This is a genomic window from Myxacorys chilensis (assembly GCF_059505265.1).
Map to the genome: position 1 here is coordinate 1 of NZ_JCACKG010000214.1, position 23730 is coordinate 23730.

Genomic DNA, 23730 nt, shown 5'->3' on the forward strand with positions numbered 1-23730 from the left:
CGTGGCTTGCGGTTGTTTTCTTCTGTTCTCTCAACTTAACCCGCAACTTGGATAAACTAGAGACTAGCTTCGAACATTCAGTAACGGCTGAAGAATACAGGAGCAAGTGCTCCACTAAACTCTAAAGGATTGCGGCACGATGGCAGTTCAGAGCGAATTAGAGACGTTAAACCGCGATTCTAAAGATTGGAATTGGTCATGGTGGTTTACGGTACCGCTTTACCCTTACAACAAACGGCGCACGCTTCGCGCAGAAGTGGTCAGAGACACGATTTGGACGTTTGACCAAGTTCAAGGCATTTTCTATGTGGCGACGCCGATTCGCATGACCGCTGTGAAGCTTGATGAAGGCGGGCTTTTGATCTATGCGCCTGTTGCGCCGACACCAGAATGCATTCGGCTCGTGAATGAATTAGTCGCCGAGCATGGGGATGTAAAGTACATTATTCTGCCCACGATTTCTGGCTTGGAGCATAAAGTATTTGTAGGTCCGTTTGCGCGATTTTTCCCGAACGCTCAAGTGTTTGTAGCACCTAATCAGTGGAGCTTTCCGGTCAATTTGCCGCTCAGTTGGCTAGGATTTCCAGCAAAGCGCACTCACATTTTGTCAGATGACGGTTCAGAAACGCCATTTGGCGATCAGTTTGAATATGCGATTTTGGGTCCGGTGGCGCAGGGCATTGGTTCATTTGGAGAGGTGGCGCTTTTTCACAAGCGATCGCACACGCTGCTCGTAACCGATTCTGTCCTCTCGGTTTCTGAAGCCCCACCTGCGATCGTTCAACTCGATCCGTTTCCGTTGCTCTATCACGCGCGAGAGCACGCCAGCGATGCTATTCAAGATACACCAGAGCTTCGCCGCAAGGGTTGGCAGCGCATTTCGCTGTTTGCCTTCTATTTCGTTCCTAGCACGTTAGACACTCCAGATCTCTTGCCATCGATTTGGGATGCTCGAACGGCGAGCGATCATTCCAAGAAAAACTATTTTGGGTGGTTTCCCTTCCGATGGAAAGACGACTGGCAACGATCGTTTGATGCCTTGCGCGGGGACGGACGGCTGTTTGTTGCGCCAATTTTGCAGCGATTGATTCTAAACCGAGTTCCAAAAGAGACGCTCGCTTGGGCGGATCGTGTCGCCAGTTGGAATTTTGAGCGCGTAATTCCTTGTCACTTTTCTTCGCCTGTGCAAGCGACACCGCAGCAATTTCGCCAAGCATTCGCGTTTTTAGAGCGTCAGCCATCATCACAACAGGCGATTCTGCCCGAAGAAGATTTTGGGCTACTAAGAGAAGTGGAGGCAAGCTTAATCAAGCGAGGGATTACGCCACCAGCTAAAGAGAAAGTTTAGCGATCGCGCTTCGTCAACGTGCAAATTTGAATCGGCAAGAGTAGGCGTCTGCGATCGCGCCTGCATTGCCCAACATTCTCCTTCAGCAGTTAACCTGCTAATGTCGTAGACTGCTGCTTTCTAGATATTTTTCTGCTTAGAAACTGTCGCTTTATAATTTCGTAAGCTTGCTTGTAAATTTGGAAGTCCGTTGGCTTTTCGATTTCAGGAACACTTCTTGTAACCCGGTGAAACGCTTGAAAGACGGCGTTCAAACCTGCGATCGCGTCTTCTTTAGGAATCGCGATCCGAATCGATTCTTTGCTAAATTTAGTCGCGTAGTGGAGTTCGTTGCGATTCGCTAGCTTTTCGATCTTGTTCTCGTGAACGAGTCGCGCAATTTCAGTCGGATTAGCACCAATAATTCGCGCGATTCGACTGGCCGTGTGTTCATCTGGATTGCTTTGCTTGCGACAAATCCAGCCCAGTCCTGCTCGCGAGATGTTTACTTCTCTCGCCAACTGGCTCATGTTGGTATGCGGATTTTTCTCCAGGTACTGTAATACCAAGACTCCGAATGCCGAACATTCTTCTGCGCGTAGCTTTAAAGGGTTCATAACAAATTCTTAAATCGAAGCGCTTAACAAGGACTGAGTTTTTGAGCAAAATTTTATGGTGAAGAATTAACTCATTCCCCACAAAATTTTAGCTTCTAAGGGCTTAGTTCAGAAAGGGGAGTGCGATCCTTCGGAGCTTGGCAGAGCCAATCGCAGTCTCTTTCTGTGCCCTCAGCTTTAAGTAAAACGAGTGTAATTACTTTCATGATAGTCGGCTACGGCTTAGCCCTCCTCTACCCTTTGCTAGAACCGAATTTAAGCGATCGCCGCAAATTAAAACATTAGACGGGACAAGTATTTGAGCGTGTGTTCCGTCGTTGCTCACCTTTGGAGATAGCGCTGAATGTAACTTAAGACGGGTGAATAACATTAGCGCAGCCTCTTTACTGTTAAGCATAAGTATTACGTTTACTTTAGACGCATTAAAGGAGAAAAATGGCACTTCACAAGATTAAAGACTTTGACCCGGACTACCGCAGCCACTTCGACAATGACGATGTGATTGGGCTGGATCTCTATTCTGAAAATGACAAAGTTGGTTCTGTTGACAATGTCCTCGTCGATGACAATGGCGAGTTTCGCTACCTCGTGATCAACACAGGTATTTGGGTGTTTGGTAAGACCGTATTACTCCCGATCGGCAGTGCTAGGATCGATTATTCCAATCGCCGCGTCTATGCTAAGAGCTTGACCAGGTCACAGGTCGAAAGCCTACCTGAGTTCGATGAGAATACGCTTGTTGATTACGATCACGAAGAACGAGTGAGAAACGTGTATCGTCCTTCTGCGGGGACTGGGTTAGCTGGTGCTGTTGCTGCCCCTGACCGCAATATGACTCCAGATTATAATCGTGATACCTATAGTTATCGAAACGAGCCTGATTTATACAATCTCAACGATCAGGATCACCAGAGTTTGAGGCTGTATCAGGAACGCCTAATTGCTAGCAAGACTCGCAGAAAAGCTGGAGAAGTTACGATCGGTAAGCATGTCGAAACTGAAACCGCACAAGTGTCAGTTCCGATTGAGAAAGAGCGCGTTGTGATTGAGCGGAATCCGGTTGATTCTGCAACGATCGCTCCCGGTGAAGCAAACTTTCAGGAAGGGCAAGTGGCCCACATGGAAGTGTACGAAGAAACGCCAGACATTCGCAAAGAAGCGTTTGTGCGTGAGGAAGTGCGCGTGAAGAAAGTGGTCGATCAAGAAACGGTTACGGCTGAAGAGACCGTACGCCGGGAAGAACTTGACATTAATACGGAAGGCCGCGCCGTGATTAACAAGAACGTGTAAGTTTTTGCCAATCACGCTCACGGCAGTGTTGTAAATCTGTGTTATGGGCCTGTCAATTAGCTTGGATAGCGTGTTCTAAAAACGCGACTGAAGCATCCAACTCGGGTCTACAACACTACCAAAACTCATTAAAACTTACGGCTTTGATCACGGGGACTTTTGCAGGCGGATTCATCCAGCCTCCGTCTGCGTTTCTTCCGGGCTGCCGTCATACTGCGTTATTTGTTCCAATATTTGAAGGAGGAAAAAGTGAACGTTTTTCAAAGGAGTCGCCAGTTTTTCACTGCGATCGCGCTTGTTCTAGTTCTCATGTTTACAACTGCTTGTGGAGCCGCAACGGCAAAAGAACCACGAGCCATTAGCCCAGCACCCATTGATCACACAAGTAATTACAGCCAGCTTGAACGCGGCAATTCGGTTGCAGGTCAGGATTTTGGGAATTGGGTCGTGACCGCGAGTAAAGGCTTGGTTAAAGATGCCTATGTGCGAGACAACAATAAACTCGGGGTTGTTATTTCTTCTCAAGTGCGCCCAACCGAAGTGAGAGATCTAACAAAATCCCTTGCGCAAGGCTTTCATAAAAACTTTCCCAATCAAGACTTAACCGTTTTGATGTACGCCCCAGACAAGAAACTGATTCTGACAGCCCGCTACGATAGCCAGTCAAAGCAAATTGAGTATCAGCAAGCCAGTTAGTCAATCCAGTTAGTTGATTGTTAAACCTTACGTGATGATTTGACCAGGAGATATAACACCATGTCTAGTAGTGATGCTTACAAGCGCCAAGTAATGCATGATCTGGCAGGCGGCAACACAGAAAGCCTCGATGATGCCAGCACATCACAGGACTATCAGAACTTTGATGATTTTGCTCAACGATCAACACGAGATGAGCGTCATCAGTTATTTAGCCGTTCTTTCAATCCGAATCAGGTTCCCGCAAGCCAAATGGAGCCAGAACTTCAAAAAGCGATCGCCCAAATCAAACCCAATGAGCGGGATGATGTAGCGCGTGACTTCCTCAATCATTTCAAGAAGCGCGGCCTTCAGGATCGTGACTTAGAACGACAACTGGGACTGTCGAGCCATCATGCCAGTCGAATGAGTGCAGATGATGTTAGTAAACTAGCAGGATTTGCTTATCACAGTCACCCTGACATCTTTCATGAAGTGTTAGCGGATCAACCTGCCTTAGTGAAATTTTTGAGTAATCCTGTCGTAGGTGCTGCATTTGGCGCGATCGCGGCTAAGTGGTTAGGGCATCGTTAACTTCTCACCGGTATTGAATGCATAAGGAGTTTCAACGGGAATAGGGGAGGCGGATAACCGCCTCCCTTCGCGTCTTTTTACAGGAATACCTTACTTCACAGCGTTAGTTGCTATGAAACAAATTGATGGTGTATGTTCAATCAGATTTTGTTGGAATCAAAAGCTGTCCGCTATGCCCAGTTGAACGGTATTGTACTAGCACGCTTTGAGCAATTTCGTAGAGCCTAGGTGAAGCTTTAACATCAACCAACGCTATACATGCGCCGCCAAATCCTGCCCCTGTCAGACGCGCGCCAAAAACTTCTGGTGTTGACTGCAAGATTGCTACTAACTGATCGAGTCCTGCGATCGACACTTCATAGTCATCGCGCAAACTAGCATGGGAAGCATTCATCAGTTCTCCAAATCGAATTGCAGAAACACCTTGTTTGGCTTCTAAAACGCGATCGTTTTCGGTAATCACATGTCGTGCCCGACGTTGAAGCGGTTCGGGAAGTTGAGCAATGGCATCGAGATCGGTTACGTCTCGTAGTGCTTTGACACCAAGTAATCGGGCTGCTTCCTCACATTCTGCCCGGCGCTGGTTGTATCCACTCGCTGCTAATGTCCGAGGAATGCCACTGTCAATCACTAAAATTGCTGCGCCGTCAGGAAGGGGAACAAGTTGGCGATCCAGAGTGCGCGTGTCGAGAAATAAAAGATGCTCCGTGTCTGCAAGACTCGACGCCATTTGATCCATAATCCCGCACTGAACCCCAGCGTATTGAATCTCAGCTTGTTGAGCAAGCTTGGCGATGTCAATGTCATCGAGATTAAGACTGAGTAGCGATCGTAGTGCCCGCAACATTGCGACTTCCAAGGCCGCACTACTTGATAGACCTGCACCGATCGGTACTGTAGAGGTAACAAACACATTCAAAGGCGGGATTGTATGACCAAGTTGTTCTACAACTCGAATACATCCGATTAGGTAACTAGCAAACCCTTCAGAAACAGAGTCTGTAGAGGTGAGGTCGACTTGTGCTTCTAGGTCTTGCGAATAAAAGTGGTGTTGTGTGTTCGGGCTAAAGCCAAGATAGACAGCCGTGTGTTGCTCGATCGCGGTGGGCAGCACGAATCCATCATTGTAGTCGGTGTGTTCTCCCAGCAAATTGACTCGTCCGGGAGCTTGGGCTTGAACTTGTGGAGCCGCATTAAAAATCTGTTGAAAATCCATTTTGAATCAGAAATTGAATAGGATTATGAAATTTGAGATTTGGCGAGAGTGATGCTTCTTTGCGTCAAATTCTAATGCTTTGAACAATGCTTATCAAATCGCTTACTGAATCACTAACGGAATTGGGCGTAACCGACCCGCGACCTCGACACTTGCCCAGTTTGAATCAAACGTCAAATTCTCTAAGGTGCCATCCTCAAGCAGTACGAAGGTATCTTCGATCTTTGCTCCCGTTAAGCTTGGATTCCATGCGATCGCAGTATTGGCACTCAAGCGATCGACGGTCGTTGGATTTGCGACAATTTCTCGCGCCAAATATCCGGTTGTTCCGCCTTGATGATGTTCGTGAATCGCTTGCGGGTAGCCTTGCTGTTCGTAACTATGTTGAAGAGTTTGATAAACCTGATTCAGCGGCGTATTGAGTTGAGACTGGCTCAGGGCAATCGCTTCAATTTCACGCACTTGCTGATGTAACTTGTGTTCCTGAGCGGTTAACGCATCGAAGGCAACAAAGCGGGTCAAATTCGCATATAGTCCAAATCCACGGGCACAAAACACGAGCATAGCAAGTCGCTCGATCTTCCCTCCAGTGGGCACCGGATGTCGATAGCGAGAAATGCGTTGTTCTCCAGCCGCAAGCGTAAGGGCGGGATGTAATCCTCGTTTCCATAACGCTTCTGCTCCCGCTCCAGCGAGATCATACTCCGTCCAAGTGGGTTGTACTTGGGTCAGAACTTCGGTCATCGCTTGGCTAGCAAGTTGTCCGACTTGACGATAGCGATCGAGTTCAGACGGCAGTAGTTTGCGCTTGTGTTGAATTAGAGAATGAGGTAGAGAAAATTCAGATGATGTAGGTCGGTCGCTGAGGATTTTTCCTCGTGCTGTTACTTCTTGCACAAACAATTCCCGTTGGGCTGAATCTGCCCAGGGAGACACATGCAGAACGTAAGGACTCTGTTCACCGTCCGGTAGTTCTTCATCGGTTAATCGTTGTGCCTCGATTTCGTCGGTGAGTATCCACGCATTGTTGTCTGTCACTAACACGTCTGCAACGCCTGTTTCGGCCGCTAATAGCACGCTGTTCGAGGCTCCAGCAGTTGCCCACGCAAACCAATCTGTTCCGCGTAGACGAATCGCAGCGGCATCAGTCTCGTGCAAACACGCTTGCATCAGTTTCAGCTTCTGCAAGCATTCATTTTGTCTTTCAGAAGGATCTGTGTTCATGTTTCATCAAACTCGATTGCGATCGCTTGAAGTTCCTTTGCCTTTTCTTCGGGGAGGGCATCGTTAGCAAACATACCTGCCGCCAGTTCGGTTCCCGCTAAATACTTCAGTCTGTCAGCAGTGCGGTAAGGCGGATAAAATTCGGCGTGCAGATGGAATTCGGGATGCGGCTGATCGTCTGTGGGTGCTTGGTACCAGGCCATTAAGTACGGAAACGATCGGTTCCACAAGCCATCATATTTTAGCGTCACGGTCTTCAATGCTTTGGCAAGACTGTGGCGTTGTTCGTCTGATAGATCATTCAAGGTGCCAGTAGGTTGAATCGGTGCAATCCAAACTTCATAGGGATAGCGGGCACACACGGGAACAAACGCGATCGCGGCTTCATCGCGATACAAGATTCGCTGATTGTCTGCGATTTCTTTCTCAATCAAGTCTTGTAATAGTCCGCGTTGATGCTGTTGGTAATACTGTTGTTGTTGAGCCAGCATTCGCGCCGGAACCGGAGGCACAAACGGATAAGCGTAAATTTGTCCATGAGGATGGTGCAATGTTACGCCTACTTCAACGCCTTTATTCTCAAACGGCAGCACGTATTGAATTTGAGGATAACTTCCCAAAATTCGAGTGCGATCGCCCCACACTTGCAGCAACAACTCAAGATGATCGAGTTCTAAAACACCCAACGATTTTGTTGGATCTTGAGTGAAGACAACCACTTCACAAGCTCCCGTGGCAGGCAACGTATCCACAATCAAATCAGGTGGATCGTGTGCCTGCACCGTTAGCGACGGAAAGCGATTCTCGAACACCGCGACATCATATTGTCCTTGAGGAAGTTCAGTCGGAAACTCTGGATTGGTCGTGGGTGCCAGCGGATTATATTCTGGGGGCGGCATAAACGTCCGCCCCTGACGATGACTCGCATAGGCTACCCACTCGCCCCGCAGCGGATGCCACCGCAGATGAGGATTCGCTTGAATCGGTTCATTACCAGGGCTGGGTGCATGAAGGCCCGGCACAATGGGGCGTCTGCTGTACAGGGTGATCTTCCGACCATCCGGTTTGAGAAGTTCCTGGAAATCCATGATCTGCCCCTGATCCTGCGGCTGCGACAACATTTGTGGTCAGTATAGCGCCCCCTGACGCGTGACTATCCCTACCTAGAGTGGCAGACGCGATCGCGTCGAGCGGAAATTTGGGAGTGCGATCGGCATACAGCAATCCATTCGCTTCTTGGAAGGTGTCGGTTAATTGGGTGTAGCAAAAGCCGCTAAACATCTCGACGCGGTTAACAGCCGTCAGCAGGGCGCTATAGCGTTGCTGTAAATCAGCCGTGTCGCAAGAGCGAGCATACCCCCAAGCTTTTTGAACATCAGCATCGGTGGGCCGAGCGTAAGCAATGCCGCCAAACTCGGTCAACATAATCGGCTGTCCTTGATGCGGATAGCCATCTAGCGTTAAGACTCGTCCACCGGGACGTTGACGCTCGAACAAATCGGATAGTTTGACTTCGGGACCGTAGCGTTTTGCTAATCGCTGAGGCTGACTATCATAATCATGAATCGCCAGAATATCTGTCGTGGTGCTTTCCCAACCATCATTACCAATTACCGGACGAGTGGGATCAAGAGTTTTGGTTAAGAAATACAGCGCTTGAACATAATGACGATGGGCAGCCGTTTGAGTGAGATTAGGAACGCCCCAAGATTCGTTGAATGGAACCCAAGCAATAATGCAAGGATGACTAGCATCGCGCTCGATTACTTCTGCCCATTCTTTTGTAATGCGTTCTACGGCTTTGCGCGTGAAGCGATAGGCACTCGGCATTTCTTCCCACACCAACAGCCCCATTACATCCGCCCAGTAGAGAAATCGGGGATCTTCTACTTTCTGATGCTTTCTGACGCCGTTAAAGCCCATGCGTTTCGTAAGCTCAATATCTTGGCGCAAGGCTTCATCTGAAGGCGGTGTCATTAATGTGTCTGTCCAGTAGCCCTGATCGAGAACTAACCTCAGGTAGTAAGGATGACCATTCAGCATAAAGCGATCGCGCTGAATATTCACCGTCCGCATCGCGGTGTAGGACTTGACTTCATCAAGCAACACCCCCTGATGCCAAAGCTGAATTTGAGCATCAATCAGAGTTGGCTTTTCGGGACTCCACAGTAATGTATTGCGATAATCATCAATTCCAGGATCGGATAAGGCAATGTGGCGATTAATGTCGCCGTTAACCACTTCATAACAATCGTTCACCAGTAAACGATCGCCCACCGTTAGGCGAACTTTAATCTGTAAGTCATCGCATTTTGTGCCAGCGAGCATGGCTTCAAACCCGATTTCCCACCGTTCAAAATCAGATGTCCACCGCACTTTCTCTAGATAGGTTTCTGGAACGCACTCAACCCAGACGGTTTGCCATATGCCGCTGGTGCGTGGATACCAAATGCTATGCGGCTCTGGCTGCCAGTCTTGCTTTCCTCTCGGTTTTGCCAAATCCTGCGGATCGTCTTGTGCCCAAACCGTGACTCGTTGCACAGCATCCGAGTTCAGAAAATTTGTGATGTCAAAACTGAACGACGTATGCCCCCCTTCATGCGTGCCGACAAACTGACCGTTGACCCAAACAAACGCTTGATAATCAACAGCTCCAAAGTGCAGCAACACATGCTGACGGTCAATTGGCACTTCAAATTCCCGTTCGTACCAGCAGTTTGGGTGGAACTGAGTGTCATGAATGCCGCTGCGCTCAGATTCTGGCGCAAAGGGGACTTCAATCTGGTGTGTCCAGGCTTGAACATCTGCGGGCCGCTTGAATTTTCCTTCATCGTCGAAGGAAAATTTCCAGGTGCCGTTTAAGTTAATCCACTGCGATCGCTGGAGTTGCGGACGTGGATACCCTGTTTCAAGCTGGCGAAATTGAGCAATTGATGGAGACATAGATAGAGAGGCAGCGTCGAGGCTTTTTCCGAGTAGGTTCATTAGACTTCACTCATCCGACTAGAAGAAAGTATGCTTCGTTTCACCACTTTCTGAACATCAAAATTAACAGTATTAGAAAAACTTCGTAGATCTACGAATCGCATCTTATGTTACGAACATTTCAAGGCGTCGAAGCCTTATACCATAACACTTCAATCGATTTAACAATTATCAGGAAGTAATATTTGAAGCTAAATTACTTTGCCCTAGCAGTGCTTATACTGAACATTATAACTAATATGAATAATCCTTGCGGTAGATGTGAATTTAATTTTAGAAGCATAATTTCGTTGCCTTACATATTTTGCTAGCAAATAATAGAAGTGGCTGAATTTGCTTTTGAAAGCAGAACAACCTAGCTAGGAAAAATCATCATTTCTACTGAGAAAATTGGGATTATTTTAATGAAAGGTCTGCTTAACCTTGCTTAGCTTCCAGCACAGATGACGGAAGCCAACGCACGGTAATTAAATTTAAATAGAGAATTTTATTATGATTTCCACCCTGCAACTTCAAACAATGTCGATCAACAACTGTCTGGGATGAGAGGCTTGTCAAGACATACGAGTATATTTACGGTGAAGTTCCTGCCATATATCACGGCAAGAACTTCACAACGATACTATGATCAATTTCTGAATTAGGATTAATCTTTGACTGCTGGGCGTCCACTTGCGCCATGTCGATGTTGATGCCACTGCCAAGCGTGGGCAAGAATTTCGTTGAGATCAGAATATTGGGGTTGCCAGCCGAGCGTTTTCTGAGCTTTGTCACTGCTCCCGACTAGAATGGGTGGGTCTCCGGAGCGGCGATCGCGCTCTATGATCGAAATTTCTCGCCCGGTTACTTGCCTAGCTGCATCAATCACTTCTCGGACTGAAAACCCATTGCCGTTACCCAAGTTAAACACATCACTGGGTCCGCCCTTTTCCAGATATTTCAGACCCAAAACATGCGCTTGAGCTAGATCCGTGACATGAATATAATCACGAATGCAAGTGCCATCTCGTGTCGGATAATTGGTGCCCAAAATCTGAATCGCGGATTGTCTACCGATCGCCGTCAGCAGCACTAAAGGAATCAAATGCGTCTCAGGATTGTGATCTTCGCCTAATTGCCCACTTGGATCGGCCCCTGCCGCGTTGAAGTAGCGAAATCGAACTGACTTCAGACCGTAAGCGACTTCAAAATCAGACAACATTCGTTCGACCATCTGCTTACTGGCAGCATAAGGACTGATCGGCGCTTGAGGATGATCTTCGGTAATCGGAACGAATTGGGGAATGCCATAGAGCGCGCAAGTCGAAGAAAAAACAAATTGCTGAATCGATGCTGCTGTCATTGCTTCGAGCAATGTTAGTGTTCCCACAACGTTATTGCGGTAGTATTTCGCTGGATCGCTAACTGATTCACCTACAGCAATATAAGCAGCAAAGTGCATCACAGCGGTAATGGGATAAGTTGCAAACAGGCGATCGAGCAGGGCGCGATCGTGAATGTCTCCAACAATCAATGGTACTCGTAAAACTTGCTCGACGAGTTCTCGATGTCCATAGGACAAATTATCAAGCACAACGACTTCATATCCTGCCCGTTGTAACTCCATTACAGCGTGAGCGCCAATATACCCCGCTCCACCCGTTACTAAAATCATTGGCTTAATTTCTAGAATTGAGCTAGAAATGCGAAAAATTGAGAATAACTTAAGTCTTACTCATCAAATTTCTCTTTGTCCTCTTTCCATAGTAAGCAAGCACATTTGAGCTGGATTACAACCTGCTTGATTGTATTGGCTGGCACATTTCTTCGACACAATTAATAGGTGGAAAACTATAGGTCTTGCGTATAACCCATATGAGAATCAATGTAACTGTACTTCAAATGAACGCAGTATTAACGATGCAAACTAACTTAATGTTTCTTAATTAAACTCTTGTTATTCCGTTGGATAGAAGATTTGTATATCGAGAATGCGTAATTTTAACCTACGAGTGCAAATTAGATGCACAAATAAGAATCCGAGAAAACTTATGGCGCAATCTGAGCAATCATCAGGCAATTACCTATCTTCAACTGCACCTATAAAGTTATTTCCTAATAGAGCATCGCAATTAGATCTTTCTAGCTTAGGTGTTTCAGACCTTAAACAAGCTAGTTTGAAGACATCAGAAAATACACCGGATTTAGTTTGTTTTTCTCATCTTCGCTGGGACTTTGTTTATCAGAGACCACAACATCTTTTGTCCCGTTGTATTCAGGAACGAAGAACTTTTTTCGTCGAAGAACCAGTCTTCGAGTCCAGTGCTTCTTGGTGGTTAGAGGTTACCAGACGCGAGTGTGGTGTATGGGTGGGTGTGCCACATCTACCCCAAGGAATGAGCGAAGAAATGCTGGCAGCAATGCAGCAGAGTCTTGTGGACGAGTTGATTTCACAGTTTGCGATCGCAAACCCAATGCTCTGGTACTACAACCCGCTCGCCTTGTCGTTCACCAACCATTTAGAGCCGGTTTGTGTTGTGTATGACTGCATGGATGAGCTGACTGCATTCAAAGACGCATCCGCTACGTTAAAGAACTGGGAAGCACAACTGCTCAAATGGGCTGACGTGGTATTCACCGGAGGACAAAGCCTGTACGAAGCGAAACAACATCAGCATTCCAACATTCATCCGTTTCCAAGCAGCATTGATGTCGCGCATTTTGCTCAAGCTAGAGACATCGCAACCGATCCCCCAGATCAAGCCTGCATTGCTCATCCCCGTCTCGGTTTTTATGGCGTGATTGATGAACGGATGAATTTGGATTTGCTCGATGGAATCGCTCAAGCGAGACCGGATTGGCAGTTGGTAATGATTGGTCCGGTCGTAAAGGTTCATGCAGATAGTCTACCGCGCCGTCCCAACATTCATTACTTAGGCGGCAAGTCTTATCTCGAATTGCCCCATTACTTAGCCGGATGGGATGTCGCGCTGTTACCCTTTGCGCTGAACGAGTCGACTCGATTTATTAGTCCAACAAAAACGCCGGAGTATTTAGCTGCTGGAAAACCTGTGGTTTCAACTTCGATTCGCGATGTTGTCCGTCCTTATGGCCATCAAAATTTAGTTCACATTGCCGATAGCGTTGAAGAATTTGTTGGAAAAGCTGAAATTGCCATGCAGCAAAACCAACACGTCTCTTGCGAAGTGCAACTTCGCGCTAATCAAGATTGGCGCACACGCGTTGACGCATTTCTCTCTCAAACTTCTTGGGATGAGACTTGGGCAAGCATGATGCGACTGATCGAGGCTGCAATTCAAAATCGTGCTTCAGCTTCAGAAGCAATGTCCCCTATTGTGGAGAAATTTTAATGTTTGATTATCTAATTGTGGGTGCAGGCTTTGCAGGTAGTGTCCTTGCTGAGCGGTTAGCCAGCCAATCTGGCAAGAAAATATTGATTTGCGATCGCAGAACCCACATTGGAGGCAATGCTTACGATCATCACAACAATGCAGGGATTCTCGTTCACCGCTACGGTCCCCACATTTTTCACACCAATTCCCGCGACGTCTTTGAATATCTATCGCATTTCACCGAATGGCGACCTTATGAACATCGCGTTCTTGCTAGTGTAGATGGGTTGCAAGTTCCGATTCCGATTAACCTCGATACGATCAACAAGCTTTATGGCTTGAATCTCACCTCGTTCCAAGTCGAAGAGTTTCTTGCCTCGATCGCAGAGCCAAAAGAGTATATTCGCACCTCAGAAGATGTGGTTGTCAGCAAAGTAGGACGCGAATTGTACGAAAAATTCTTCCGGGGCTACACCCGCAAACAATGGGGCGTAGATCCGTCTGAACTCGATAAATCCGTCACAGCACGGGTTCCTACTCGCACCAATCGTGACGATCGCTATTTCACTGATACCTATCAAGCGATGCCGTTGCATGGATACACTCGCATGTTTGAAAATCTGTTGTCACATCCGAATATCAAAGTGATGCTTAACACAGATTACCGCGAGATTCAGAAAGTGATTCCGTTCCGGGAAATGATCTACAGCGGACCCGTTGATGAATTTTTTGATTATCGGTTTGGCAAACTACCGTATCGATCGCTCGAATTCAAACATGAAACGCACGACAAATCTGTTTTTCAACCCGCTCCAGTGATCAATTATCCCAATGAGCACGCTTACACTCGTGCCACTGAGTTCAAGTATTTGACCGGACAAGAGCATTCCAAAACCAGCATCGTTTACGAGTTGCCGAAAGCAGAAGGCGATCCATACTATCCTGTGCCTCGCCCTGAAAATGCCGAACTCTACAAGAAATACAAAGAGATCGCTGATGCAACGCCGGACGTGCATTTTGTCGGACGGTTAGCCACCTACAAGTACTACAACATGGATCAGGTCGTCGCTCAGGCACTTGCAATTTACGCCAAACTGTCCGAGCGTCCAAGCTGGCATCCCGAAGAAAAACAAGTAACCCCAAAAGCACTTGCACCCGATTCTAATGGCAGCTTGCCAAGCAATCAAAAAGCAAGTCCTCCTGCTCAGAAAAATGGTGCAAGGTCCGTAGCGATGACGCAGACAGAATAAGGACAAGTAAAGATGACAATTAGGCAGGATGGTCAGCGACATACGCCAAAGGTGTCGTTGATCTCTGATATGGCGCAGCATGCAGCCCATAGCTCTCAACCTTCACAGCTTGAAGTGTGGGGTGGGGTGGAATGTACAGTCAATCGAGTGGGCGACCAATATTTTGATCAACTCGAACGCAACGGGCACGCCACCCGCTTGGAAGATCTCGACCAATTTGCCTCCTTAGGAATTACGGCAATTCGCTACCCAATTCTCTGGGAACGCATTGCTCCAAATGGTCTTGCGCAAGCAGACTGGACATGGGCGGATCAACGCCTCGAGCGGCTGCAGGCTTTAGGCATTCGTCCAATTTTGGGGCTAGTTCATCACGGCAGTGGTCCCCGTGATACCAGTCTGGTCGATCCTGCATTTGCCGAGAAAGTTGCCCAATTTGCTGCTGCGGTTGCGCGTCGCTATCCTTGGGTGAACCATTACACGCCCATCAATGAACCTCTAACAACAGCCCGCTTTAGTGGATTGTATGGTCATTGGTATCCTCACGGACGCGACGACCAAACGTTCATCCGGGTCTTGCTAAACGAGTGTCGTGCTGTCATTCTGGCAATGCAAGCAATTCGGCAAGCCAATCCACAGGCGCAACTCGTTCAAACTGAGGATTTGGGTAAGGTTTTCAGCACACCCTTGTTGGCCTATCAAGCGCAGTTTGAGAACAATCGACGGTGGCTCAGTCTCGATTTGCTCTGCGGTCGCATCGATCGCGCCCATTCCCTATGGAAATATTTACACCATCAAGTTGGGATTGACGAAGCTGAACTGGTTTGGTTTCAAGAGAATGCTTGTCCGCCTGACGTGGTGGGGATTAATCGGTATTTGACGAGCGATCGCTGGCTCGATGAACGTCTCGATCGCTATCCGGCCTCCTCACATGGTGGCAACGAAACTCATCAATATGCCGATGTAGAAGCTGTTCGGGTCTGTATCGAAGGCATTTGGGATCCCTACTCAATGCTCAAAGAAGTGTGGGAACGCTATCAGTTGCCGGTGGCCGTCACCGAAGTGCATCTACAGTGTACCCGTGAAGAACAGTTGCGCTGGATCAAAGAAATCTGGGACGCTGCACAACGCCTCAGCCGTGATGGTGTAGAGATTCGAGCTATCACAGCTTGGTCATTGCTAGGGGCCTACGATTGGAATAGCTTGGTCACTCGTGCCGACGGATGCTATGAGCCAGGGGTTTTTGATTTGCGTGCGCCTCGCCCCCGATCGACCGCCATAGCCGAGATGCTGCGCTGTTTGGCGCAAGGACAGAACTACTCCCATCCTGTTTTAGAAGCGCCAGGATGGTGGCAGCGATCGCTGCGATTGCTTTATCCACCTATAAGCTGTACAACAGGTGAACAAAGCATTGAACAACATCATTCTGTTGAACAACACCCGATCGCTCAAACGGTCGCCCCACTCGTCATTACGGGAGCCACAGGAACACTCGGGCGCGCCTTTGCTCGAATGTGTGAGCTACGCGGTATTTCCTATCGGCTGCTTTCCCGACAGGAGATGGACATTACCAACCCAACTTCTGTGGATCAAGCGTTGGTAGCGTTAAAACCTTGGGCGGTGATCAACGCGGCGGGATATGTTCGAGTCGATGAAGCGGAACGCGAGCCGCAGTTGTGCCATCAGATTAATGCAGATGGAGCGGCAATCTTGGCAAAAGCTTGTCTTCAGTACGACACTCCTTTAGTCACATTTTCATCAGATTTGGTGTTCGATGGCGATCGCGCTGCTCCGTACACCGAAAGCTCGCCAATGAGACCATTAAACATCTACGGGCATAGTAAAGCGATCGCAGAACAACGGGTGTTAAAAACGCAGCCCCGTTCGCTTGTCATTCGCACCAGTGCCTTTTTTGGTCCTTGGGACGATTACAACTTTCTCGCGATCGCGCTTAAGACCTTAACAGCAGGAGAGTCGTTTATTGCAGCAGAAGACGCGATCGTGTCACCGACTTATGTTCCTGACTTGGTGAATGCGACCCTAGATTTATTAATCGATGGAGAGTATGGCGTTTGGCATTTAGCCAATTCAGGCGCAACCACTTGGGCAAACTTTGCCCAGCAAGCGGCTGAACTGGCCGGACTCGACGCCACTCGAATCGAATCGCGCCCCACCGAAGAACTAGGGTGGATTGCTCCTCGTCCTGCTTACAGCGTTCTAAGTAGCGAACGAGGAACATTACTGCCGTCATTGGAAGGTGCTATGGATCGCTATATTCAGCAGTACATTGCAAACCGCGCTTAATCAACAGAACCAAATAGGTGTTGCAAAATCACAAGATTCATCCAGTGATTCTGCAACACCTATTTGTCCAATCTATAATTTGTTCAATCTATGGAGAATTAGCACCAAAAGATTGTTCAAGATAAGAACGAACAGCGCGTCGGCTCAATGCTCGGCCTAGCAAGAACCAAGCAAGATAACTAGCTAGAGACGTGGCGAATAAGGCGAGGATAAGAGAAGGAAGAACTGGTAAACCAAGAACTTCTAATCCGGCAGCTAGAGTGATATAGAAACCACCGATCATGCCTGAAAAAGGGACAATAATTTGTAGCTTTGCTTCCGTTGGTAAGGTTTCAGGAGAAAGGTACTTAGACCAATATTTGATTCGTTGCCTGACTGTGATCGCGAATGGGATGGCGCAGACAAGGGTAATGAATACTCCTGATAGCAGCAAAACGTAGGGTGGCGAGGGTCTAGCTGTTACTAGCTCCTCAAATTGCTTTAGAGAAATGAACCAATCCATAGTTGAGGTAAGAATGTTGTAGGTTTTGGTGAATTTTGAAGACTTATCTCAAGCGGTATACCGCCTTTTCTAAAGTAGATAAAATCACCCTACAAAAACCAGCAAATAATACCTATAGTCCCAGTTCTATTTGCAAAAGGGTAGCTGTAAGGTAAAGCGCGATCGCGCTTATTAAGCAATCGTCTTCAAGTATAGTTTAGGAAATCAGTTGTTGAGTGATTCCATCAAAAGTTGGAGGTTGAAAAAATTGAAATCTTACATAGCATAAACTCATTAATTATTCCTAACTACTTAATCAGCAACAATTGACATCAGATGGGTAGTTATTAGGCAAAATTGTTCTGTTGATATCGCCGCGCAAATGGATTCTCAATTGCATCTTTGGCATCTCTTCCATATTGCAGCACTATTCAAAATCTACAGTCACTAATCTCAATTTTCCAAAGGAATTAAAACTAATCTGTCAGGAAAGAGCCATCTTCCAAAATGGGCAATCGCTTCTCCAGTGTAGCAATCTCAACAGTTTCCATTTTTAGTGGAACAGGAAAGTGTCCTAATTTCGTCTGTTCTTCCAAGGCAGAAAGCAGAGTGTGGAGTTCTTCTAACTTCTGGTGAATCACTTCTGCGTTGCTCTGTAGATCTGAGACACTATCCATAGTTCATTTGCCTAAATGATTTTCAGTTTCAAGCACTAATTGGTATTTCCAAAACTGGAGTTTGTTCTATTACGATCGTCTTCCTTGATTGATTCAATCGTTCAAAGCGATCGCTGAGCCAGTCAAACCCTTTTTCCAAACATTTCGGACAAACTTCACCGTAGTAAGTGCCCTGCTCATTACAGATAATGATTTTTGCTTCTGTCATCTCAAACAGTTGTTTACAGATTAAACAGGATTGTTTCTGAAGCAAACTGCTATTGTGTTCGACTTGAAGTTGCATTGACCCTCTTTTTCGGCTTCTAAAATTTAGTTCTGCAATTCTGTATTTTTATCGATGCTGCAAGCATAAGAATTCGGCTTGGCAATAGCTTCTGGCTTGAGAATGAGCGCAGATATAGTCTGGTTGTGACAGTCTATACAAAACAGGTTAAATGTTTCGACTTACGGTCTAACCATTGCCTAACTGATACAAATAGAACAGGTCAATTCCTAAGGAAATTTACGGTTTTGCTGTCTCTGTAACTCGCGATTTACCCCTTAAACAGGCGAGCATTATTCTCTAGGAAAAACAGCGTCGTGAAGTTTGTCTTGAGTGTTTGCACCGAGGATTTGAGTGGATTCAGCAAAACTTAGAAAGCCATTTCCTCGGCAATTGAATTTATCGGTAACGCCAGCAAATTAAGTAACGTAAACAAGGATTTTTTCTAGGCTCCATTGCATAATAAATCGCATAGACTTGTATAAGACGTTACTTCTTTAATTTGCAATGGTGCAATGTATTAGCCCGGTGAGCTTTTCAGAGGCTGACTTCGATCGGTTTGCCTCAGATCTCAATCAAGATGGAATTTGTGTGATTCGCAATCTTTTCGATCGCAGCCTAATCGAAGAGTGGAAGGATGCCTTTGATCGCGTGGTGAGAGCAAGGAAAAATCAGCCTGGAGGACTCGCGCCACGAGAGCAAAATCGTTACTACCTAACGCTGCCTTGGATTGCTCCGTTTGCCAATGCCGAGGTATTTGCGAATTCTGCCATTATGGGAATCCTCGATCGCGTGTTTCTGCAAGAATATCGCTTGGTGCAACTGGGCGTTGATTTTCCGATGCAGGGTTCGACGTATCAAGACGTTCATCGAGATTTTCGTCCGTTATTTTCGGATCAAATTGTCACTCCACTGTATGCCCTAGCGGTGAACTTTCCCTTAGTTGAAGTCACTGCCGAAAATGGGCCGTTTCAAATGGCGCGAGGAACGCACACATTATCGCGTGAAGAGGGATTACGGAAAGTCGCGACAGGCGAAATTGAAGTCGAGTCTTTTTACATGCAGCCTGGAGATGTGATGATCCGGTCGCCGCTGGCGTTGCATCGCGGTTCGCCAAACCAAACCGATCAAGCGCGTCCAATGGTGGTGATGGGATACGTCATGCATTGGTTGCACACGCCAAAAGTCGATCTCACGCTCCAGCAGGATTATTACGATAGCTTACCGGAACCGTTGCAGGAAATGTTGCGCTGCGAGGTCATCGATCGCTTACCGGAAAATCGAGCGGAAACCTACATCAACTTCAAGTACTAACAATTTCAAGTACTAAAATTCGAGAATTAAGATCGAAGAAACGCTTGCCACTTCAGTTGAGAAGCATGATGTCGGATTTGGATACTGAGCCAGTTACATTACCAAAGGAAGCCCGCACTTACATCAATCCGGTTTATCCGGGCTACTTTGCTGATCCATTTGCTTGGGAACATGAAGGCGTTTACTATGCGATCGGGACGAGTGCCGCTGAAGCCGCAGGAACAGTCGATGAGGTTGGCGAACGGCGCGTTTTTCCCCTCCTGCGCTCCGAAGATTTTGTAACTTGGGAGTTTGCAGGCAATGCGCTCATTCGTCCCGATTCCGCTTTGGGCAATGACTTCTGGGCACCTGAAGTGGCCTACTCAGATGGCGTGTTTTATCTTTACTACTCGGTTGGGCACGAGGATAAACAGCATCAGTTACGAGTTGCTAAGAGCGATCGTCCTTTAGGCCCCTATCAAGACTTAGGAGAATCATTACTTGATCTCGAAGCTTATCCGTTTGCGATCGATCCACATCCCTTTCGAGATGATGATGGGCAATGGTATTTGTTCTATGCGTGCGATTTTCTAGATGCGGATGCAGAAGTCAGGGCAGGAACAGCGCTCATGGTTGACCGACTTGACGGCATGACCAAGCTAGCTGGAGAAGCAACCGTTGTGCTGCGATCGCGATCGGACTGGCAGCGTTTCTTAAAAGACCGTCCGATGTACGGGGGCATTTATGATTGGCACACCTTAGAAGGTGCTTGTGTTCGGAAACACGGCGATCTCTATTACTGCTTCTATAGTGGCGGACGGTGGGAAACTGAAAACTATGGCGTTGACTATGGCGTTGCCGATAGTGTCATGGGTCCCTACTCGGATGCAGGAAATGAAACAGGGGCGCGAGTGTTGCGATCGCTTCCAGACCGGGTTCTGGGTCCGGGTCACAACTCAATTGTGGTCGGCCCTGACGGACAAACGGAGTATATTGTTTACCATGCGTGGGATACCAGCAAAACTGCCCGTCGAATCTGCCTAGATAAACTGATTTGGACGGCAGATGGACCTCGATGCAACGGTCCAACGTGGACCGTGCAAACTGTTTTTCTTTAAGACGTGGTAGCGAGGGCAAAACCATTCTCCAACCTAATTAGAAGAATAGTTTTGCGTCTATAGTTATTTTTTCTATTTATAGGTTTGTTAGTTTAGTCCTGCGGCTAGATGACACTGAGGTTCATTCGACTAATCTAGTCCTTGTATGGACTTGCGAAGAACGTTCTTCAGTCAGATAATTTCCTGTTGTGATAGAAAATGATTCTACAACCTCAATGCTTCCGTTTGATGTACTCCTGGAGTACATCAAACGGAAGCATTGTTTTGATTTTACAGACTATAAACGTTCTAGCTTAGAGCGGCGGGTGCAACACCGCATGAGCCAGCTTGGTATCGAGAACTACAGCGAATATCTGAGCTATTTAGAGGACACTGAGGAAGAATTTACACATCTTTTTAGCGCGATTGAAATTAATTACACCTACTTCTTCCGCGATCGCGACTCGTGGGACTACCTTTATCGAGAAATCATTCCTCGCATTCGGGCGACTAAGCAACCCGATGAGCCGATTCGGGTGTGGAGTGCGGGTTGTGCGTCTGGGGAAGAAACATATACCTTAGCGATCGTTCTAGCTGAAGCACTGGGAATCGAACAGTTCAACCAGCGAGTCCACATTTTTGCTACAGACGTTGACGATGATGCACTTGAGAAAGCTCGTCAAGGCAGTTATTCTGAGCGCGAAGTGACTCAAATTCCTCCCCATCTGCTCAGTCAGTACTTTAAACAGAGTAACGATCGCTATCAGTTTCGTAAAGACTTACGCACTGCAATCTCCTTTCATCGGCATAATTTGGTTCAACATGCGCCCATGTCGAAGATTGATTTGCTCGTGTGCCGCAATACGCTAATTTATTTCGATGTCGATGCACAGACAAAAGTATTGGTTCGCTTTCACTTTAGTCTCAAAGACCGTGGCTTTCTCTTCTTGGGCAAAGCAGAAATAGTGCCGAGCCAATTGCAACTCTTCAAGACGCTCAATGTTAATCATCATGCTTACACCAAACTACCAAAGGAATATCTGAGTCCACATCTGTTCATCAAAGCGTTTAAGCGACCTCGATGAGTTGCGGTTAGCACAGAGCGCAACTTCAGAGAAATGGGCTCTGCCAAGCTCCAAAGGGGAGATCGCTCTAAAGTTTCTACTCTCAAGCGGGTTCGGCACTCTCAAGCTCCGCTGCCACCTTCTTCGCGCTCTTCCATCAGCAATATCACTCCTTGCGGTTGGGGTTCCGTCCCTATCAGCGAACTACAACTCACGTAACAGTGAATCGTTCTACCGCGACGATTGATCGCCTCCAGCGTTACCTTAAGCGCTTCGGGTGTTCGCTGCGCTAAGCATTCTCGAATTGTTTCTAGCAGTTGAGCCACCGGAAGCCCAATGTCAAGATTGACAAAATTCTGTCCTACAGCTTCTTCGGTGCGCAGTCCCCACAAATCTTCGGCTTTGTGATTCCAGATTTGTACCTCCAACTTGCGATCGACAACGACCACTCCATCGCGCAAACTCGACAAAATCGACTCCAGAAAGGTATTGACCTGATTGGTTGATTTGCTGCGTTGCTCAAGTTCATCGTTTAACGTCTGCAATTCTTCATTGGTTGACTGCAATTCCTCGTTCATCGTTTCCAATTCTTCGTTGCTCGATTGCAGTTCTTCGTTTGTCGTTTCTAATTCTTCGTTACTCGATTGCAGTTCTTCGTTTGTCGTTTCTAACTCTTCATTGGCAGACTGCAATTCCTCATAGGCCATTTCTAGCTCTTGGTTCGAGTGTTCGAGTTCTTCTCGCAGTCGCTTGTAGCAGGTGACATCAATAAACGTAATGCTGATGCCCAAAATTCGACTTAACGGATCAAACAGCGGCGAAACTTGCACATCTAGGTAAATGGTTTCGCCTAGAGCAGTTTGATAAACGGCGTCATAAACATTAACGGTTCGCCGCTGCTGATAGACCTGTTCTATGCACGATCGTAGTTCTACCGGGCGGTAAGACAGTTCTAAATCTTGCAACGGACGAGCGAGATCACGGGTAGACAGGTTAAAAAGGCTTCTCGCCTGTTGGTTTGCCAAAGCCAGTGCCCCGTTCGCATCGATCACTAAGCGAGCCAAAGCACCCGAATCAAACGCCGCTTCTCTCAGACGAATCTGATGCGAGGAGCGCTCTACCACGGTACCGCCACTTGCTTTTGACATGACTAACATGCGATCGCGCAGATTCAACTTTGGTACTTTCTTAAAGATGCGGCACTTTAGATCAATCACCGCAAACGTGCTACTGTGCGACAGCAGCGTTTCGGCTTTACCGAGAAATAGAAATCCTTCATCGCGTAGCGCAAAATGAAAGTGGTTAATAATTCTGGCTTGCGTTTCTGCGTTGAAATACATTAACGCGTTGCGGCAGATCAACAAATCGAGTCTAGAAATTGGCGCATCTTGAATTAAGTCATGACGACCGAAAATAATCGATCGACGCAGATCCTTACGAAAGCTATATTTATCGTTTGACTGCTCGAAATACAGCGCTAATTGGTCATCCGACAGATCTTTTAGCTTGTCAGGCGAGTACACCCCCAACCGCGCTTGAGCCAACGCTTCTTCATCAACATCGGTCGCATAAATTTTGACGCGATCGCGAAATTGCTCAGTTCCGATCACATCGGAGATCGCCATTGCAGCAGTATAAGCTTCCTCTCCAGACGCGCAGCCTGCACTCCAAATGCGAATTTGTTCGTTGGGTTCTCGGCGCGACATGATGCAAGGAATAATTTCACTCGAAAAATAGTCCCATGCAGGGCGATCGCGAAAAAATGCAGTGACGTTAATTAATAAAGTGTTGAATAAAATATTAAATTCTTCTGGGTGAACTTCTAAATAGTCAAGATAATCTCCATAACTTTCGATATTGATGGCGTGCATTCGCTTCAGCACACGGCGCGTTAGGGTAGAGCGTTTGTAGCCTGTAAAGTCAAACCCTCGGCTCTGTCTTACATACTCTAAAAGTACTTCAAACTCAGATTGGCTATTGGCGTTTGTCATGGAATGAAAAAGTCAAGGATTTGGCTGCTCTGGCAAAAGGCAAAGATACCAGAT

At 47.1% G+C, this 23730-nt stretch carries 20 protein-coding genes; 10 read left to right on the plus strand and 10 right to left on the minus strand.

The window, feature by feature from the left end; all coding sequences use genetic code 11:
* The first annotated feature begins 139 nt into the window (after window positions 1-139).
* Window positions 140-1348: a DUF4336 domain-containing protein gene (locus tag AC5JLB_RS21385; protein ID WP_495875844.1), complete on the plus strand. Its 1209-nt coding sequence runs from the start codon at window positions 140-142 to the stop codon at window positions 1346-1348.
* An 89-nt stretch (window positions 1349-1437) separates the two neighbouring features.
* Here AC5JLB_RS21385 and AC5JLB_RS21390 read toward each other — a convergent pair whose 3' ends face one another.
* Complete coding sequence (locus tag AC5JLB_RS21390) at window positions 1438-1944, minus strand: helix-turn-helix domain-containing protein (RefSeq protein ID WP_495875845.1); 507 nt, start codon at window positions 1942-1944, stop codon at window positions 1438-1440.
* A gap of 435 nt (window positions 1945-2379) precedes the next feature.
* Here AC5JLB_RS21390 and AC5JLB_RS21395 point away from each other — a divergent pair, with 435 nt between their 5' ends.
* The 3 genes from AC5JLB_RS21395 to AC5JLB_RS21405 all read left to right on the plus strand — a co-directional run bounded on the left by AC5JLB_RS21395 (window position 2380) and on the right by AC5JLB_RS21405 (window position 4503).
* Window positions 2380-3234 (plus strand): DUF2382 domain-containing protein, encoded by an 855-nt coding sequence (locus tag AC5JLB_RS21395; protein ID WP_495875846.1) that lies wholly within the window; start codon window positions 2380-2382, stop codon window positions 3232-3234.
* 249 nt (window positions 3235-3483) lie between these two features.
* On the plus strand, window positions 3484-3930 hold the full coding sequence (locus AC5JLB_RS21400; RefSeq protein WP_495875847.1) for a hypothetical protein: 447 nt from the start codon (window positions 3484-3486) through the stop codon (window positions 3928-3930).
* Between the two features lie 60 nt (window positions 3931-3990).
* A complete protein-coding gene (locus tag AC5JLB_RS21405) occupies window positions 3991-4503 on the plus strand; it encodes a hypothetical protein (protein ID WP_495875848.1) in 513 nt (170 codons plus the stop codon).
* A 136-nt stretch (window positions 4504-4639) separates the two neighbouring features.
* On the opposite strand, the gene galK is transcribed toward AC5JLB_RS21405, so the two are convergent.
* The 5 genes from galK to galE form a co-directional block, all read right to left on the minus strand.
* Entirely contained in the window at window positions 4640-5719 is a 1080-nt protein-coding gene (gene galK, locus AC5JLB_RS21410) for a galactokinase (RefSeq protein WP_495875849.1), read from the minus strand.
* A gap of 102 nt (window positions 5720-5821) precedes the next feature.
* Complete coding sequence (locus AC5JLB_RS21415) at window positions 5822-6943, minus strand: M24 family metallopeptidase (protein WP_495875850.1); 1122 nt, start codon at window positions 6941-6943, stop codon at window positions 5822-5824.
* Window positions 6940-7965 (minus strand): galactose-1-phosphate uridylyltransferase, encoded by a 1026-nt coding sequence (gene galT / locus AC5JLB_RS21420; protein WP_495875851.1) that lies wholly within the window; start codon window positions 7963-7965, stop codon window positions 6940-6942. Before galT ends, AC5JLB_RS21415 begins: the two co-directional genes overlap by 4 nt.
* Entirely contained in the window at window positions 7934-9928 is a 1995-nt protein-coding gene (locus AC5JLB_RS21425; RefSeq protein ID WP_495875852.1) for a glycoside hydrolase family 2 protein, read from the minus strand. The genes galT and AC5JLB_RS21425 overlap by 32 nt, the downstream gene beginning before the upstream one ends.
* A gap of 646 nt (window positions 9929-10574) precedes the next feature.
* Complete coding sequence (galE, locus tag AC5JLB_RS21430; RefSeq protein WP_495875853.1) at window positions 10575-11582, minus strand: UDP-glucose 4-epimerase GalE; 1008 nt, start codon at window positions 11580-11582, stop codon at window positions 10575-10577.
* Between the two features lie 700 nt (window positions 11583-12282).
* Between galE and AC5JLB_RS21435 the strand changes: the two genes are divergently transcribed.
* Genes AC5JLB_RS21435 through AC5JLB_RS21445 form a run of 3 tightly spaced genes read left to right on the plus strand, consistent with a single transcriptional unit; the run spans window position 12283 to window position 16811 of the window.
* Window positions 12283-13278, plus strand: a complete 996-nt coding sequence (locus tag AC5JLB_RS21435; RefSeq protein WP_495875854.1) for a glycosyltransferase — start codon at window positions 12283-12285, stop codon at window positions 13276-13278.
* The gene (gene glf, locus AC5JLB_RS21440) at window positions 13278-14510 is read left to right on the plus strand and encodes a UDP-galactopyranose mutase (protein ID WP_495875855.1); all 1233 of its coding nucleotides are present in this window, start codon (window positions 13278-13280) and stop codon (window positions 14508-14510) included. The genes AC5JLB_RS21435 and glf overlap by 1 nt, the downstream gene beginning before the upstream one ends.
* A 12-nt stretch (window positions 14511-14522) precedes the next feature.
* The gene (locus tag AC5JLB_RS21445) at window positions 14523-16811 is read left to right on the plus strand and encodes a family 1 glycosylhydrolase (protein ID WP_495875856.1); all 2289 of its coding nucleotides are present in this window, start codon (window positions 14523-14525) and stop codon (window positions 16809-16811) included.
* A gap of 88 nt (window positions 16812-16899) precedes the next feature.
* Here the strand turns inward: AC5JLB_RS21445 and AC5JLB_RS21450 are convergent, their stop codons facing one another.
* From AC5JLB_RS21450 to AC5JLB_RS21460, 3 genes are all read right to left on the minus strand, one after another.
* Window positions 16900-17313, minus strand: coding sequence for a hypothetical protein (locus AC5JLB_RS21450; RefSeq protein ID WP_495875857.1), 414 nt, complete (start codon window positions 17311-17313; stop codon window positions 16900-16902).
* A gap of 455 nt (window positions 17314-17768) precedes the next feature.
* Window positions 17769-17969: a hypothetical protein gene (locus tag AC5JLB_RS21455; RefSeq protein ID WP_495875858.1), complete on the minus strand. Its 201-nt coding sequence runs from the start codon at window positions 17967-17969 to the stop codon at window positions 17769-17771.
* A 28-nt stretch (window positions 17970-17997) separates the two neighbouring features.
* Window positions 17998-18252 (minus strand): hypothetical protein, encoded by a 255-nt coding sequence (locus AC5JLB_RS21460; RefSeq protein ID WP_495875859.1) that lies wholly within the window; start codon window positions 18250-18252, stop codon window positions 17998-18000.
* A 486-nt stretch (window positions 18253-18738) separates the two neighbouring features.
* Between AC5JLB_RS21460 and AC5JLB_RS21465 the strand changes: the two genes are divergently transcribed.
* The 3 genes from AC5JLB_RS21465 (at window position 18739) to AC5JLB_RS21475 (ending at window position 21706) form a co-directional block, all read left to right on the plus strand.
* On the plus strand, window positions 18739-19545 hold the full coding sequence (locus tag AC5JLB_RS21465) for a phytanoyl-CoA dioxygenase family protein (RefSeq protein ID WP_495875860.1): 807 nt from the start codon (window positions 18739-18741) through the stop codon (window positions 19543-19545).
* Window positions 19546-19610: 65 nt separating this feature from the next.
* Window positions 19611-20642, plus strand: a complete 1032-nt coding sequence (locus tag AC5JLB_RS21470) for a glycoside hydrolase family 43 protein (RefSeq protein ID WP_495875861.1) — start codon at window positions 19611-19613, stop codon at window positions 20640-20642.
* A 188-nt stretch (window positions 20643-20830) separates the two neighbouring features.
* Window positions 20831-21706, plus strand: coding sequence for a CheR family methyltransferase (locus tag AC5JLB_RS21475; protein WP_495875862.1), 876 nt, complete (start codon window positions 20831-20833; stop codon window positions 21704-21706).
* A 101-nt stretch (window positions 21707-21807) separates the two neighbouring features.
* Here the strand turns inward: AC5JLB_RS21475 and AC5JLB_RS21480 are convergent, their stop codons facing one another.
* Window positions 21808-23676, minus strand: coding sequence for a CheR family methyltransferase (locus AC5JLB_RS21480; protein WP_495875863.1), 1869 nt, complete (start codon window positions 23674-23676; stop codon window positions 21808-21810).
* Window positions 23677-23730: the final 54 nt, after the last annotated feature.